The 14,676-nt window shown below is 72.1% G+C and carries 14 protein-coding genes; 11 read left to right on the top strand and 3 right to left on the bottom strand.

From position 1 onward, the window contains the following. Window positions 1–4: 4 nt before the first annotated feature. Together AC1DV7_RS02430 and AC1DV7_RS02425 are read right to left on the bottom strand one after the other, a co-directional pair. Entirely contained in the window at window positions 5–1,204 is a 1,200-nt protein-coding gene (locus AC1DV7_RS02430) for a hypothetical protein (protein ID WP_477594227.1), read from the bottom strand. After that, complete coding sequence (locus AC1DV7_RS02425) at window positions 1,197–2,696, bottom strand: coiled-coil domain-containing protein (protein WP_477594225.1); 1,500 nt, start codon at window positions 2,694–2,696, stop codon at window positions 1,197–1,199. The genes AC1DV7_RS02430 and AC1DV7_RS02425 overlap by 8 nt, the downstream gene beginning before the upstream one ends. 64 nt (window positions 2,697–2,760) lie before the next feature. Here AC1DV7_RS02425 and pafA point away from each other — a divergent pair, with 64 nt between their 5' ends. From pafA to AC1DV7_RS02410, 3 genes are all read left to right on the top strand, one after another. Then, a complete protein-coding gene (gene pafA / locus AC1DV7_RS02420) occupies window positions 2,761–4,128 on the top strand; it encodes a Pup--protein ligase (RefSeq protein ID WP_477594223.1) in 1,368 nt (455 codons plus the stop codon). 75 nt (window positions 4,129–4,203) lie between these two features. Beyond that, the gene (locus tag AC1DV7_RS02415) at window positions 4,204–5,151 is read left to right on the top strand and encodes an FKBP-type peptidyl-prolyl cis-trans isomerase (protein ID WP_477594221.1); all 948 of its coding nucleotides are present in this window, start codon (window positions 4,204–4,206) and stop codon (window positions 5,149–5,151) included. 69 nt (window positions 5,152–5,220) lie between these two features. Further along, the gene (locus AC1DV7_RS02410) at window positions 5,221–5,607 is read left to right on the top strand and encodes an FKBP-type peptidyl-prolyl cis-trans isomerase (RefSeq protein WP_477594219.1); all 387 of its coding nucleotides are present in this window, start codon (window positions 5,221–5,223) and stop codon (window positions 5,605–5,607) included. Window positions 5,608–5,609: 2 nt separating this feature from the next. Here AC1DV7_RS02410 and AC1DV7_RS02405 read toward each other — a convergent pair whose 3' ends face one another. Then, window positions 5,610–6,731: a DUF3866 family protein gene (locus AC1DV7_RS02405; RefSeq protein ID WP_477594217.1), complete on the bottom strand. Its 1,122-nt coding sequence runs from the start codon at window positions 6,729–6,731 to the stop codon at window positions 5,610–5,612. A gap of 52 nt (window positions 6,732–6,783) precedes the next feature. On the opposite strand from AC1DV7_RS02405, the gene AC1DV7_RS02400 reads away from it, so the two are divergent. From AC1DV7_RS02400 to AC1DV7_RS02365, 8 genes are all read left to right on the top strand, one after another. Beyond that, window positions 6,784–7,767, top strand: a complete 984-nt coding sequence (locus AC1DV7_RS02400; protein ID WP_477594215.1) for a helix-turn-helix transcriptional regulator — start codon at window positions 6,784–6,786, stop codon at window positions 7,765–7,767. Next, window positions 7,764–8,780 (top strand): helix-turn-helix transcriptional regulator, encoded by a 1,017-nt coding sequence (locus AC1DV7_RS02395; protein WP_477594213.1) that lies wholly within the window; start codon window positions 7,764–7,766, stop codon window positions 8,778–8,780. Before AC1DV7_RS02400 ends, AC1DV7_RS02395 begins: the two co-directional genes overlap by 4 nt. A 10-nt stretch (window positions 8,781–8,790) precedes the next feature. Continuing rightward, the gene (locus AC1DV7_RS02390) at window positions 8,791–9,105 is read left to right on the top strand and encodes a hypothetical protein (RefSeq protein WP_477594211.1); all 315 of its coding nucleotides are present in this window, start codon (window positions 8,791–8,793) and stop codon (window positions 9,103–9,105) included. Window positions 9,106–9,168: 63 nt separating this feature from the next. Continuing rightward, window positions 9,169–9,456 carry a Sec-independent protein translocase subunit TatA gene (gene tatA / locus AC1DV7_RS02385; RefSeq protein WP_477594209.1) on the top strand — a complete coding sequence of 96 codons (288 nt, stop codon included), beginning with the start codon at window positions 9,169–9,171 and terminating at the stop codon, window positions 9,454–9,456. A gap of 30 nt (window positions 9,457–9,486) precedes the next feature. Next, window positions 9,487–10,302 (top strand): twin-arginine translocase subunit TatC, encoded by an 816-nt coding sequence (gene tatC / locus AC1DV7_RS02380; RefSeq protein ID WP_477594208.1) that lies wholly within the window; start codon window positions 9,487–9,489, stop codon window positions 10,300–10,302. Between the two features lie 9 nt (window positions 10,303–10,311). Further along, the gene (locus tag AC1DV7_RS02375) at window positions 10,312–11,229 is read left to right on the top strand and encodes a diacylglycerol/lipid kinase family protein (protein WP_477594206.1); all 918 of its coding nucleotides are present in this window, start codon (window positions 10,312–10,314) and stop codon (window positions 11,227–11,229) included. A gap of 10 nt (window positions 11,230–11,239) precedes the next feature. Further along, complete coding sequence (locus AC1DV7_RS02370; protein WP_477594204.1) at window positions 11,240–14,053, top strand: DEAD/DEAH box helicase; 2,814 nt, start codon at window positions 11,240–11,242, stop codon at window positions 14,051–14,053. Window positions 14,054–14,088: 35 nt separating this feature from the next. Further along, window positions 14,089–14,676 (top strand): 13E12 repeat family protein (locus tag AC1DV7_RS02365; RefSeq protein WP_477594202.1); only part of this gene is annotated, 588 nt, incomplete at its 3' end.

The raw sequence follows: 14,676 nt of genomic DNA, 5'->3' as shown, positions 1-14,676 counted from the left end.
AGGGTCAGCGACGGCTGGCGACCTTCTGGTCGGTCGCAGCCTCGGCTTCGGCGTCGTCCACGGTGTCGGCGTCGCCAGCGGCGTCGTCGGCGTCGTCCTCGGCGTCGGTGGCCGACTCCGCGGACTCCTGGGCGTCCTGGTCCGTGTCCGTCTCGCCGTCGAGGTCGGTCACCGCGTCCTCGGCGTCAACGGCATCGGGGCCGGCCTCGCCCTGCGTCGTGGCCTGAGCGTCCTCGGACGAGGACTCCTGGGCGAGCCGGGCCGCGTGGGCCGCGTCCTGCTCGTCGAGGGTGCCCACCATCGAGGCACCGCCCAGGGTCGCCAGCATCTGACGGACGTTGCTCAGCTGCGAGGTGATGCTGTCGCGGCGGGCCGTGGCGGCCGAGAGCTCGCGCTCGGAGTCGCGGCGGATCCGCTCGGCCTTCTCACGGGCCGCGGACACGAGGGCCTCTGCCTCGGCGTGGGCCGACTCGAGGACGCGCTTGCTCTCGGCGGTGGCGTCGGCGTGGGCCTTCTCGCTCTCGGCCGACAGGGACTGGGCGCGGGCCTGTGCCTGTCCGAGGGTGTCCTCGTGCGCCTTCATCTGCGCGGCGAACTCGGCGGCCGCCTTGTCGCGACGCTGACCCAGGGTGGCCTCGAAGTCCGCGGCGGCCGACGCCGCGCGGGCGCGCTGCTGCTCGTAGACGGCCTCGGCCTCCTCACGGCGGGCGGAGGCCTCGCGGTCGGCGTCGTCGAGGATCGCGTCGGCCTGCTGCTTGGCCTTCTCGACGACGCGGGCGGCATCGGCGTCGGCCTTGGTGCGGACGTCCTCGGCGTAGCGGTCGGCCTGCGCGCGGGTCTGGTCGGCCTCGAGGTTGGCGGTGCCGACGAGCTCCTTGGCGTGGGCCTCGGCGTTCGCCCGCAGCTCTCCGGCCTGCTCGTCCGCGAGGGTCAGCATGGCGCCGATGCGCTCGCCGAGGCTCGTGAAGGTCGGCGACGCCGCCGAGGCGTGCTCCTGGCGCAGGGTGTCGAGGGAACGGCTGGTGCCCTCGTGCTCCTCCTGGGCCTTGGCCAGGGCAGAGCGCAGCTGCGAGACCTCGACAGTGCGCTCGGCGGCCTCCTTGCGCGCCTGCTCCAGCGCTCCCGCGTGGTCGGCCTGCCACTTGTCGACCTGGGCGGGGTCGTAGCCGCGCAGCACGCTGCGGAATGCGGGGGTTTCACTCATGGTGGTGTTCTTCCTCGTTCGGGGCGGGGGCCTSGGGGTGGTGGKGGGCGACCTCGGGGGCGAGGGCGTCGGGCTCGGATCGTTCGGACACGGACAGCGCGTCGATGACACCGGACAGGCTGCCGAGCTGCTTGGTGATGTCCTCGCGCCGCGATGCGAGGGAAGCGACCTCGGCGCGGGCGCGCTCGAGCATGGCACGGGCCTCCTCGCGGATCCGGTCGGCGTCGGCGCGGGCCTCGGCGGTCGTGCGGACGAGCTCCTCGCGGGCCTGCTTGTGCGACGCATGGGTCTCACGCTGGAGCCGTTCGAGCTCGCTCGTGGTGTGCTCGCGGATCAGCTTGGCAGCCTTGTCGGCCTCGTCGATGCGACGCGCGGCCCGCTCCTGGGCGGCGGCCTCGACGGCGGCTGCCGACGAGCGCTTGCGCTCGGCCTCGGCGTGGCTGGACGAGCGGGTGCGCTCGGCCTCGGCCTCGGCAGCGGTGAGGATCGCCTCGGCCTGGGCACGCATGTGCTCGGCGGCTGCGGCGGCCTCGTCACGGTCGGCACGCGCCCGGTGGGCCGTCTGCGCCAGCGCCGTCTGGATGCGCTGTCGGCGTTCGCGGACGTGAGCCTGCAGCTCGTCGTGGGCGTCCTTGCGCTGGCGGGCCACCTCGAGCTCGGCCTCGTCGAGGATCCGCCGCACGGTGTCCTGACCCCACTTGAGGTGGTCCTCGGCCTGCTCCATGAGTGCAGCAGCCTCGGCGGCGGCCCGGTCGGTCTGGGCCTGGGCGTCGGCCGCCGTCTGCTCCCGCAGCTCGGCGACCTCACGAGCGGCCTCGTCCCGCAGCCTGGCCGCCTCGGCCACCAGGGCGTCGACCTCGGCCTGCGCCTGCCGCCGCATCTCCTGTGCCTCGGCACCGATCTGGCTGCGCTCGGCTGCCAGGGACTCCTTGGCCTGGACGTCGAGCTCGGCGTAGTGGGCGTCCATCTTCGCGACGCTCTCGGCGAAGGCCGCGTCGCGGGCCCGCTCGTGGTCGGCATACCGCTGCATGGCGGCGTCGTAGTCCAGCCGGGCCGCGCCCTGCAGGCGCTCGGACTCGGCCCGTGCGGCGTCGAGCAGGGCGGCAGCCTCGGCGCGCGCCTCGCTGACGGCCTCCTCGCTGGTGCGGCTGGCCGACTGGGTGAGCGCCGACGCGTGCTGGGCGGCCTCCGAGACGAGCGCCTCCGCCTCCCGGGCGGCATCCTCGAGGGCCCGCCCCGCCTGCTCGCGCTCAGCGGCCGCGACGTGGTGCAGCTGCTCGGCCTCGGAGTGCAGTGCCGTCGCCTCGTCGCGCAGCCGGGTCGAGTCTGCCTGTGCCTGGGCGAGGGTGCGCTCGGTCTCGGCCCGCATCGCGTCGGCGTGGGCCTGTGCCCGCTCCAGGATCGACTGGGTGTGACGGGTCRGGTCCCCGACCTGCTGGGTGCGGGCACCGGCAGTCCGTGGCTCCGCTGCCGCGGAGGGGGCTTCGGGCATGAAGCCATCTTCCCACGTGTCGCGTCGCCCGCAGCCCGGGACCCCGGAAGCCTAGAGTGTGGTCATGGAGCGGCGGATCTTCGGGATCGAGAACGAGTACGGCATCACGTGCACGTTCGAGGGCCAGCGCCGGCTCACGCCCGACGAGGTCGCCCGCTACCTGTTCCGGAAGGTCGTGTCGTGGGGGCGCTCGTCCAACGTGTTCCTCTCGAACGGGTCCCGCCTCTACCTCGACGTCGGCAGCCACCCCGAGTACGCGACGCCCGAGTGCGACCACGTGCGCCAGCTCGTCGTCCACGACAAGGCGGGGGAGCGGATCATCGAGGGGCTGGTGGCGGACGCCCAGGAGAGGCTGGCCGAGGAGGGCATCGAGGGCGAGATCTACGTCTTCAAGAACAACACCGACTCGGCGGGCAACTCCTACGGCTGCCACGAGAACTTCCTCGTGGGCCGGGCGGGGGAGTTCCAGCAGCTGTCCGACGTGCTCATCCCCTTCCTCGTCAGCCGCCAGATCACCTGCGGTGCGGGCAAGGTCGTCACCACCTCCAAGGGTGCGACCTTCTGCGTCAGCCAGCGGGCCGACCACATCTGGGAGGGCGTCTCGAGCGCCACGACCCGCAGCCGGCCGATCATCAACACCCGTGACGAGCCGCACGCCGACGCCGAGAAGTACCGCCGCCTGCACGTCATCGTCGGCGACTCGAACATGAGCGAGACGACGACGATGCTCAAGGTCGGCTCTGCCGACCTGGTCCTGCGGATGATCGAGGCGGGCATGGTCGTCAGGGACCTCACGCTCGAGAACCCCATCCGGGCGATCCGCGAGATGAGCCACGACATGACGGGTCGCAAGACGGTCCGCCTCAGCAACGGTCGTGAGCTGTCCGCCCTCCAGATCCAGTCCGAGTACCTCGAGCGGGCCCAGGCCTTCGCCGACCGTGAGGGGCTGGAGGACCCGATCCACAAGCAGGTCCTCGACCTGTGGGAGCGGACGCTGCGCGCGGTCGACACCGGTGACCTGTCACTGGTCGACACCGAGATCGACTGGGTCATCAAGCACAAGCTCATCACCGGCTACATGGCCAAGCACGACCTGCCCATGGAGCACCCGAGGATCGCCCAGCTCGACCTGGCGTACCACGACGTCAACCGGCAACGGGGCGTGTTCTACCTGCTGCAGAAGCACGGCCGGGCCGCCCGGATCACCACCGACCCCGAGGTCTTCGAGGCCAAGACCGTCCCGCCCCAGACGACGCGCGCCAAGCTGCGAGGCGACTTCATCAAGGCGGCCCAGGAGCACCGGCGCGACTTCACCGTCGACTGGGTGCACCTCAAGCTCAACGACCAGGCCCAGCGGACGGTCCTGTGCAAGGACCCGTTCGCCGCGGTGGACGCGAGGGTGGACCGGCTCATCGAGGGCATGCAGGGCTGAGGGGAATCGGCTTTCCCAGACTGCGCGGTTATGGTGGTCGCTGGTCCACCGCCCCCAGCGAAAGTTTCCCTCACCGTGCGCTCACGACGTTTCCCTGCCCTCGCCGCTGCCACCCTGGCAGCCCTCCTGGTGCTCACCGGCTGTGGTGACGCCAAGGAGTCGACGGGCACAGTGCTCGACAAGATCACGGTCACGGGCGGTGACGACAAGACCGCGCCGACGGTGGCCGTCACCCCCAAGCCGTTGTCCGTGACCGAGACGACGACCCGCGTCGTCAAGGAGGGCACGGGCGCCACGCTCAAGGACGACGAGATCGTCAGCCTCCGGTACGTCCTGCTCAACGGCAAGGACTCCTCGGTGCTCGACACCAACTTCGGCAAGACCAACCTCCCGCTGAGCCTCGGTGCTGCCGACCTGCTCCCCGGCCTCAAGAAGGGCCTGACCAACCAGAAGGTCGGGTCGCGCATCCTCATCGCCATGCCGCCCAAGGACGCCTTCGGCGAGCAGGGCAACGCCGACATCAAGGTGGGCGCCAAGGACACCGTCGTGTTCCTCATGGACGTCGTGTCCACCCAGAAGCCGCTCAAGACCGCCGAGGGCAAGGCCGTCAAGCCCGCTGCCGGTCTCCCGAGCGTGGCCGTGGCCGACGGCAAGGCCGCCACCATCACGATCCCCAAGGGCGCCAAGCCGCCGGCCAAGACCCAGGCCGGCCTCCTCATCGAGGGCACGGGCCCCAAGGTCGCCTCGGGGCAGATGATCCGAGTGACCTACACCGGCGCCCTGTGGAAGGACGGCAAGAACTTCGACTCGTCGGCCAACAGCAAGGACGGCTGGTTCGAGACCGTCATCGGCCAGAAGCGCGTCATCAAGGCGTGGGACGACCAGCTGGTCGGCAAGAACGTCGGCAGCCGCGTCGTCATGGTCGTGCCGCCGGCCGACGGCTACGGCGCCGCAGGCAGCCCGCCCAAGATCAGCGGGACCGACACCCTCGTCTTCGTCGTCGACATCCTCGCGGCCTACTGACCCGCACGGGTGGCCGCACCACACCGCATACCCGATCCACCGACCGACCCCGGACCAAGGAGAGACACCATGGGTTTCGACCCCAACACGACCAAGCCCGAGATCGACTTCCCGGGTGACGCCGCCCCCAGCGAGCTCGTCATCGAGGACCTCAAGGAGGGCGACGGCCAGGAGGCCGGAGCCGGCGACACCATCTCGGCGCACTACGTCGGCGTCGCGCACTCCAGCGGCGAGGAGTTCGACGCCTCGTGGAACCGCGGCGCACCGCTCGACTTCCGCCTCGGGGTCGGCCAGGTCATCCGTGGCTGGGACGAGGGCATCGTCGGCATGAAGGTCGGCGGCCGTCGCAAGCTGACCATCCCCGCCCACCTCGCCTACGGCGACCGTGGCGCCGGCGGCGCGATCAAGCCGGGCGAGACGCTGATCTTCGTCGTCGACCTGGTCGACGTGCGCTGACCTCAGCCAGCACTCCCTGACAGCAGCCGGGCGGCATACCGCCCGGCTGCTGCGCTGTAGAGGAAGGCCGCGTGGTCCTCGTCGAGCCCGCGGCCCATGGTCGAGAGCCGCACCGGGACCTCGCGCAGGGCGGCCTCGAGGCCGTCGACGGGTACCTCGCGCACGCGCAGGTCGCCCTGGGCCTGACCGGCGAGCCGGTGCGCCTGCGCGGCGACGAGGGTGCCGAACTCGTCGCCGGGCTCGTGGCGGGGCAGCGGCACGTCCGCCGCCACGAGGCACACCCGCCCGTATGCCGTGGTGCTGTGGTGCGAGATGCCCCGGTGCCGGGGGCGCGGGTCGGCGTCCGAGACGCGCAGGGCGGCGACACCGCGGCCGCCGAGGGTGCCGACGGCGTTGAGCGCCTCACCGGCGGCGACCCCCGTGTAACCCCACGGTGTCCCGGTGCCGACGTTGCCCGGCCCCTGGATGACGACGGCAACCTCCGCGTCGAGGACGTGTCGCGCCGCCAGCAGCCCCGAGTGCAGGGTCACCGCCTCGTGGTCGCCGCCGTAGGCCTGTCCGACGGTGACGGTCCCCGCGAGCCAGCCCGACTCGGTCAGGGTGGCGACGTTGCGGGAGAACGCGATCGGGAGCGCCCCGCCGTCGGTCATGAGGTAGACGACCCGGGCCTGCGGGCGGTCGGCGCGGATGCCGGCCAGGACCGCGGGCAGGGCCGAGTGCAGGTCGGCCACCACGACGGGCAGGCCCACCAGGTCCCCGGCGGCGGCCGGTCCGCGGGTCATGGCGCCGTGGTGCGGGCTGTCCTGCTCGTCCACGGCCATGAACATCTGCTGCTGCGGCGTGTAGCGCGCCTTGACGATGTGGCCCTCCGGGGCAGGTGGGTCGGTCGGCAGCCGGTCCGGCGCCGCCACGACGAACGCGAGCCCGCCGGTGCCGAGTCCGCGCAGCAGCGCCGAGGCGTTGAGCAGGACCCGGTCGCCGACCTCCGGCTCACCGACCAGGGCCGTGTAGGCGAGGGCACGCACCTCGGAACGGTCCCCGGTGGCCAGCTCCACGGCATACTCCACGGCGCCCGGCCACCGGCCGCGCACCGCCTTGACCGTCCCCTCACGCCACTGCATCACGACACGCAGACTAGCCACGGGAGCCGCCCACCACTCGGGTAGCGTCGGGGCCGTGAGTTCCCCCACCGGCCCGGCCGCCAAGACCGAGCGCCTCCTCAACCTCGTGCTGGTGCTGCTCTACACGCGCCGACCGTTGCCCAAGGCCAAGATCCGTGAGGTGGTGCCCCAGTACGGCACGGCCGCCAGCGACGAGGCCTTCGACCGGATGTTCGAGCGGGACAAGGACGAGCTGCGCGAGCTGGGCATCCCCCTGGTGACGGCCGACATCGGGGGAGCGTTCGACGACGAGCTCGGCTACCGCATCGACCAGCGCGACTACGCCCTGCCCGACCTGGAGTTCGAGCCCGACGAGCTGGCCGTGCTCGGGCTGGCCAGCCGCACCTGGGCGCAGGCGTCGCTGGCCGGGCCGGCCGCGCAGGCGCTGCGCAAGCTCAAGGCCGCCGGCATCGAACGCGACGATGACAGCCTCGTCGGGATCGAGCCGCGGCTGGGCACGCGGGAGCCTGCGTTCGACGCGGTCAAGAACGCCGTCGTGTCGCAGCACACCATCACGTTCGGCTACCGCAAGTCGGGCGAGGGCGAGCCCACCCCGCGCACCGTCCAGCCGTGGGGCCTCGCGTCCTGGCACGGCCGCTGGTACCTCACCGGCTTCGACCTGGGTCGGGACGCACCACGCGTGTTCCGCCTCTCGCGCATCGAGGGCGAGGTCCAGCCGGTCCGCAAAGCCGCCCCGTATGCCGTGCCCGCCGACCACCGTGCCCAGGAGATGATCCGCAGCCAGGTGGGCGACGCGACGGTGCAGACCGCCTCGGTCCGCGTGCGCGACGGGCGGGGACAGTCGCTGCGCCGCCGTGCGACGGGGCAGTCCGGCGACGGGGGGTGGTCGCTGCTCGAGGTGCCGTTCACCGACGCGGACGCCTTCGCCGACGAGGTCACCGGTTACGGCCCCGACGTCGTGGTGGTCGGTCCCCTCGAGGTGCGCGACCTCGTCGTGGCACGGCTGCAGGGCGCCGCCCGGGCAGCGGGCGCCGCATGAGCGCTCCCGAGACCGCGACCGCCCGGCTGTCCCGGCTGCTGACCATGGTGCCGTGGCTGGTCAACCGCCAGGGCATCGACCTGGAGCAGGCCGCCACCGAGCTGGGGATCTCCGTGGCCCAGCTCGAGACCGACCTGCGGCTGCTCTACCTCTGCGGCTACGGGCAGATGCCCGACGAGCTCATCGACGCCCAGTGGGAGGGCGGTCGGGTCTTCGTCACCAACGCCGACACGATCGCGCGCCCCCTGCGGCTCGGTCGCGACGAGGCGCTGACCCTCATGGTCGGCCTGCGGGCCCTCGCCACGGTCCCCGGCCTCGGCGAGCGGGACGCCATCGAGCGGGCGATGGCCAAGCTCGAGGAGGCCACCGGCGCCAGCGCCGAGGCCGCCGCCCGGGTCGAGGTCGCCATCTCCGAGGGTGTCGAGGCCGACCTGCTGGCCGACGCACGGCGCGCTGTCGAGAGCCACCGGCGCGTCCACCTCACCTACCTCGTCCCGAGCCGCGACGAGTCCACCGAGCGTGACGTCGACCCGATGCGCGTCGTCAACCTCGACTCGCGCTGGTACCTCGAGGGGTGGTGCCACCGCGCCCAGGACACCCGGCTGTTCCGCATGGACCGCATCACGAGCCTGCAGGTGCTCGACACCGACGGCACGCCGCCGGCCGACGCGACCCTGCGGGACCTCGACGCGGGCACCTTCACCCCTCGTCCCGACGACCAGCTGGTCACCCTGCACCTGGCGCCGGGCGCGTCCTGGGTCAGCGACTACTACCCGGTGGAGTCGGTCGAGACGGACGCGAGCGGCGCCCAGACGGTGACCCTGCGAACCGCTGACACGCTGTGGCTGCGTCGCCTCGTCTGGCGGCTCGGGGGGCTGGGCACCGTGGTCGACCCGGTCGACCTCGCCGAGGCGGTGCGCGCCGGGGCGCAGGAGGCGCTGGCCGCCTACGACCTCGGGCCCGCCCACGGGGGGGACGACGGGGCGCGGGACCAGCCGACGGTGGGCGGGTAGGGTTCACGACGTGTGGTGGTGGGTCCTCATCTGGGTGCTGCTCGTGGTCATCGCGGCGGCCTACCTGGCGACCCGTGCGTGGGCCGTCTGGGGTCAGGCCAAGGAGCTGGGCGCCGAGGTCGGACGGGCTTCCGAGACGCTCGCCGCGCTGCAGTCCCAGACCGACCGGCTCGGTGACCGGACCCCCGCACCCGAGCTCGCCGTGTTCGGCGACCCCCGTCGGCTCCGGCGGGAACGCCTCGCCACCCGCGGGGCGTTGAGGGAGCAGCGACGCGCCCGGCGTGCTGCCAACCTCCCGACCTGGGCCAGACGCCTAGACTCCTGATACGACGACTCTGGACACGACCCGCCCCCCTGGTACGACCTCGCGTTTCGAAAGGCGCTTCTCATGCTTCGCAACATCGGTGCACCCGAGATCATCATCATCGCGGTGCTGCTCATCCTCATCCTGGGCTGGAAGCGCCTGCCCGACGCCGCTCGCAGCCTCGGCCGCTCCATGCGCGTGTTCAAGTCCGAGGTCAACGAGATGAAGAACGACGGCAAGAGCGCCGCCAGCAGCGAGACGGTCAAGGGTGAGACGGTCCGCGAGGCCGACGTGCCCGAGGGCACCACGGGCACCACCGCGATGCGCGAGGACAACAGCCCGCGCACCGACAACACCACCGGCGCCAACTAGGCCGTCGGCGAGCACCGACGACCCTCGACCATGGCGTTCCGGCGTGCCCGCAACCCCGACGGCCGGATGGCGCTGGCTGACCACCTTCGCGAGCTGCGTCGGCGCATCCTCATCGCTGCCATCGCCCTGCTGGCAGCGGCCATCGGGGGCTGGTTCCTCTACGACACGGTCTACGACCACCTGACGGAGCCGTTGCTGGCGATCGCCCGCCAACGCGGTGACGAGCAGTCGATCGCGCTCAACTTCGCCGGACTCACGGCGGCCTTCTCCCAGCGGGTGAGCATCTCCATCTGGCTGGGCTTCATCCTCTCGAGCCCGGTCTGGCTGTACGAGCTGTGGGCGTTCATCGTGCCGGGGCTCACCAAGCGCGAGCGCCGCATCTCGCTGGCCTTCATCGCGGCGACAGTGCCGCTCTTCCTCGGCGGTTGCTACTTCGCCTACACGACCCTCCCGAAGGCCGTGCAGCTGCTCATCAGCTTCACCCCCGAGGGTGCGGTCAACTACCCCGAGGCCGCGCTCTACTTCAGCTTCGTCACCCGCTTCATCGTGGTGTTCGGGCTGGCCTTCCTCATGCCGGTGTTCCTCGTGGCGCTCAACGTCGCCCACGTGCTGCCGGCGTCGGTGATGCGCCGGACGTGGCGTCCGGCCTTCCTGATCATCTTCGTCTTCGCCGCCGTCGCCACGCCGACCCCGGACCCGTTCACGATGTTCCTGCTCGCGATCCCGTTGTGCGTCCTCTACCTGGCCGCGCTGGGTGTGGCCACGATCATCGACCGGCGGCGGAGCAAGGACCGTCCGTCGTGGGCCGACGAGGAACTGGCCGACGACCAGGCCTCCAGCCTGTAGCCTCCGCCCGTGGCCCCGACCTCCTCAGCTGCCAAGCGCATCGGCCTCGTGGTCAACCCGACCTCGGGCAAGAACCGGGGCATGTCGACCGGACTCGAGGTCGCCCACCGGCTGAGGGCCGCCGGGCACGAGGTCGTGGACCTCTCCGACGAGTCGTATGCCGCGGCGCGGGACCGCGCGCTCGGCGCCATCGCTCAGGGTCTGGATGTGCTCGCAGTGGTGGGCGGCGACGGGATGGCCCACCTCGGGATCAACCTCGCCGCCGAGACGAAGGTGACGCTGGCGGTCATCGCCGCCGGGACGGGCAACGACATCGCCCGCGGCCTGGGATTGCCGGCGCACGACCCGGTGCACGGGGCCGACATCGTCACCACCGGGCGCGAACGCAGCATCGACGCCATCAGGTACGTCGACCCCCACGGCGAGACCCGGTGGTACGGCGGGGTGCTCGGCGCCGGGTTCGACTCGCTGGTCAACGAACGTGCCAACACCTGGCCATGGCCCAAGGGCCAGATGCGCTACAACCTCGCGATCCTGCGCGAGCTGCCGCTGTTCAAGGCGATTCCCTACGTCATCACGGTCGACGGTGTCCGGCACCAGACGAACGCCATGCTGGTCGTCGTGGCCAACGGGCCGTCCTACGGCGGCGGCATGAAGGTCGTGCCCGACGCGCAGTTCGACGACGGGCTGGCCGACGTCCTGATCCTGCACGAGATCAGCACCGTGGAGTTCCTCAGGGTGTTCCCCAAGGTGTTCAAGGGCGCCCACGTCGGCCACCCGGCCGTCGAGATCATCCGTGGGCGGCAGGTCACTCTCGAGGCCGACGGCATCGTCGCCTATGCCGACGGCGAGCGGTTCGCCCCACTGCCGCTGTCCGTCGAGGTGGTCCCCGGCGCGGTGACGATCCTCGTGCCGCCCGGCACGTAGGCTCAGGCGCATGCCGACCCCCGCCGAGCGCTACGCGGCCAGCGCCAGCCGTGCGGCAGCCGCCACGTCCCAGCTGGCGGCCTTCGAGGCCACGGTGGACTTCCCGCTCGACCCCTTCCAGCAGCAGGCCTGCGAGGCCGTCGAGGCGGGTCGCGGCGTGCTGGTCGCGGCGCCCACGGGCGCGGGCAAGACCATCGTGGGTGAGTTCGCCGTGCACCTCGCCCTCGCCACGGGGCGCAAGGCCTTCTACACCACCCCGATCAAGGCGCTGTCCAACCAGAAGTACAACGACCTCGTGCGACGACACGGCTCCGCCAACGTCGGCCTGCTGACCGGCGACTCCTCGATCAACGGCGAGGCGCCCGTGGTCGTCATGACCACCGAGGTGCTGCGCAACATGATGTATGCCGGGTCCCGCACCCTGCACGGCCTCGGCTTCGTGGTGATGGACGAGGTGCACTACCTCGCGGACCGCTTCCGCGGCGCCGTCTGGGAGGAGGTCATCATCCACCTACCGCAGGACGTGCAGGTGGTGTCGCTGTCGGCGACCGTGAGCAACGCCGAGGAGTTCGGCGACTGGCTGTCGGAGGTGCGCGGGGGAGTCGACGTCATCGTGTCGGAGCACCGCCCCGTGCCGCTGTGGCAGCACATGATGGTGGGGCAGGCGATGTACGACCTGTTCGTCGACGAGACGTCGGCGCCGGTGACCGGCATCGACGCGACGCGGGTCAACCCCGAGCTGCTCCAGGCGATCCGCACCAGCGACCAACGAGGCCGCTGGGACGAGGGCGCCCGCCGAGGCAGCCGCTACGGCCGCCGCCAGGGAGATCGCGACCACCGCGCCCGGCCGTCTGCGCCGGCGCCCCGCCAGGGCGGACGCCCCGGCGGGGGAGCGACGAGGTCCGAGGTGGTGCTGCGGCTCGAGCGCGAGGGGCTGCTGCCGGCCATCACGTTCATCTTCAGCCGGGTCGGCTGCGAGGCCGCCGTCGGGCAGCTCCTGCGCGACGGCATCCGGCTGATCCCCGAGGCCGAGGGCGAGCGGATCCGCCGGACCGTCGAGGAGCGGGTGTCCTCGCTCGCCGACGAGGACCTCGGGGTGCTCGGCTACTGGGACTTCGTCGACGGCCTCACCCGCGGGTTCGCCGCGCACCACGCCGGCATGCTCCCGACCTTCCGCGAGATCGTCGAGGAGCTCTTCACTGCGGGCCGCATCCGGGCGGTCTTCGCGACCGAGACCCTGGCCCTCGGCATCAACATGCCGGCACGCACGGTGGTCCTCGAGAAGCTCGTGAAGTTCAACGGCGAGACGCACGCCGACATCACCCCCGCCGAGTTCACGCAGCTCACCGGTCGGGCCGGACGTCGCGGCATCGACGTCGAGGGCCACGCGCTGGTCCAGTGGAACCGCGGCATGGACCCCTTGGCGGTGGCCGGGCTCGCGTCGACCCGCACCTACCCGCTGCGGTCGTCGTTCCGCCCCACCTACAACATGGCCGTCAACCTGGTGGCCCAGGTCGGTCGCGAGACGGCGCGCGAGATCCTCGAGACCTCGTTCGCACAGTTCCAGGCCGACCGTGGGGTCGTGGGCATGGCGCGGGCCGTGCGCAAGAACGAGGAGGGCCTCAAGGGCTACGCCGAGGGCATGGCCTGCCACCTCGGCAACTTCGAGGAGTATGCCGCGCTGCGCCACGAGGTCGCGGGCCTCGAGAAGGAGGGTGCCAAGGCGCGGTCCGCGAGCAAGCGGGCCGAGGCCGCGGTGTCGCTCGAGGCGCTGCGGATCGGGGACGTCATCAAGATCCCGACGGGTCGCCGCGCAGGCTATGCGGTGGTCGTCTCGCCGTCCCGCTCGTTCCGCGGTGAGGCCCCTGCGCCGATGGTGGTCACGGAGGACAAGCAGCTGCGCCGGCTCACGCTGGTCGACGTGCCGACGCCGGTCGAGGCGATCGCGCAGGTCAAGGTGCCTGCGCACTTCAACGCCAAGAGCCCGAAGGCGCGCAGGGACCTCGCGACGTCGCTGCGGATCGCGGTGCCGCACGACCCGCCGCCCTCGCGCGGCGGTGGCCGCACGGCATACGCGGGGTCTGCGGAGGACGAGCGGATCGCTCAGCTGCGCGCGCAGCTCAAGGCGCACCCCTGCCACCAGTGCCCCGACCGCGAGGACCACGCGCGGTGGGCCGAGCGGTGGTGGCGGCTGAAGCGCGAGACCGTGGGTCTGCAGCGCAAGGTCGAGGGGCGCACGAACTCCGTCGCCAAGACGTTCGACCGCATCTGCACGCTGCTGTCGGAGATGGACTACCTGTCGGCGACCGGCGACGAGGTCACCGCGCAGGGGTCCACGCTGCGTCGGCTCTACACCGAGAAGGACCTGCTCGCTGCCGAGTGCCTGCGGCTAGGCGTGTGGAAGCGTCTCGACGGCCCGGGGCTCGCCTCGGTCGTGTCGGCCCTGATCCACGAGCCGCGCCGCGACGAGACCGACCCGGCGCCCAGGATGCCCACCGACGACGTGGCCGACGCCGTCCGCTCCATGCAGGGGCTGTGGTCGCGGCTCGAGGACCGTGAGCGCGAGCTGGGGCTGCCACTGACCGGCGACCCCGACGCGGGGATGGCCTGGATGATGCACCGCTGGGCCAGTGGCCGCCAGCTCGAGGAGGTGCTGCGCGGGTCCGACATGGCCGCCGGCGACTTCGTGCGTCGGTGCAAGCAGGTCGTCGACCTGCTCGGGCAGATCGCCGACGCGGCACCCGAGCCGACCCTCCGGACGACGGCCCACAAGGCGATCGACCTGGTCATGCGCGGAGTGGTGGCCGCCGATCGACTCGACTGAGGCCGTCTGTCAGACCCTGCTCCTAGTATGGACACATGTTCGAACGCGGGTGTCGGGATGCGGCTGAGCGCTCGCTGGGCTCCGCCGCCGGCGTGCGCGACGTCATTGCCGCGTTGGCCTGCGTCGAGGGTGACGACGACTCCGACCGCCTCGACCTGATCCGCGAGCTCGAGTCGCTCAAGGCCGCCGCAGCCGCGGCGCAGGCTCGCCTGGCCGTCGCGTTCGCCGACTCCCAAGAGGCCGCCCAAGCCGCAGGGGGAGTCCCCGCGCGGGACCGGGGCAGGGGAGTGGCGGCCCAGATCGCGCTGGCCCGGCGCGAGTCGCCACACCGGGGGTCGAGGCACCTCGGCTTCGCCCGGGCGATGGTGCGCGAGATGCCGCGAACGATGGCCCACCTCAGCGCTGGCAGGGTCAGTGAGTGGCGGGCGACGATCCTGTGCCGGGAGACCGCCGTCCTGTCGGTCGACGACCGACGCGAGGTCGACCGGCGCCTGGCCACCGACCTCCCCGCCATGGGTGACGCGGGGGTCGGCAGGGCCGCGCGGGGCCTGGCGGCGCAGCTCGACCCCGAGTCGGTGGCCCGGCGGGCCAGCAGGGCCGCCGCCGGGCGGTGCGTCTCGTTG

The sequence above is a fragment of the Pedococcus sp. P2_E4 genome (genome assembly GCF_056403935.1).
The sequence above is the reverse complement of the archived record's forward strand: the minus strand, read 5'-3'. Positions and strand labels throughout refer to the sequence as shown.

What these genes read in the sequence shown, in the direction of transcription:
- AC1DV7_RS02430 (WP_477594227.1), bottom strand. Translation starts at nt 1,204, where the DNA reads ATGAGTGAAACCCCCGCATTCCGCAGCGTGCTGCGCGGCTACGACCCC.
- AC1DV7_RS02410 (WP_477594219.1), top strand. Translation starts at nt 5,221, where the DNA reads ATGGGTTTCGACCCCAACACGACCAAGCCCGAGATCGACTTCCCGGGT.
- tatC (WP_477594208.1), top strand. Translation starts at nt 9,487, where the DNA reads ATGGCGTTCCGGCGTGCCCGCAACCCCGACGGCCGGATGGCGCTGGCT.
- AC1DV7_RS02370 (WP_477594204.1), top strand. Translation starts at nt 11,240, where the DNA reads ATGCCGACCCCCGCCGAGCGCTACGCGGCCAGCGCCAGCCGTGCGGCA.
- AC1DV7_RS02395 (WP_477594213.1), top strand. Translation starts at nt 7,764, where the DNA reads ATGAGCGCTCCCGAGACCGCGACCGCCCGGCTGTCCCGGCTGCTGACC.
- pafA (WP_477594223.1), top strand. Translation starts at nt 2,761, where the DNA reads ATGGAGCGGCGGATCTTCGGGATCGAGAACGAGTACGGCATCACGTGC.
- tatA (WP_477594209.1), top strand. Translation starts at nt 9,169, where the DNA reads ATGCTTCGCAACATCGGTGCACCCGAGATCATCATCATCGCGGTGCTG.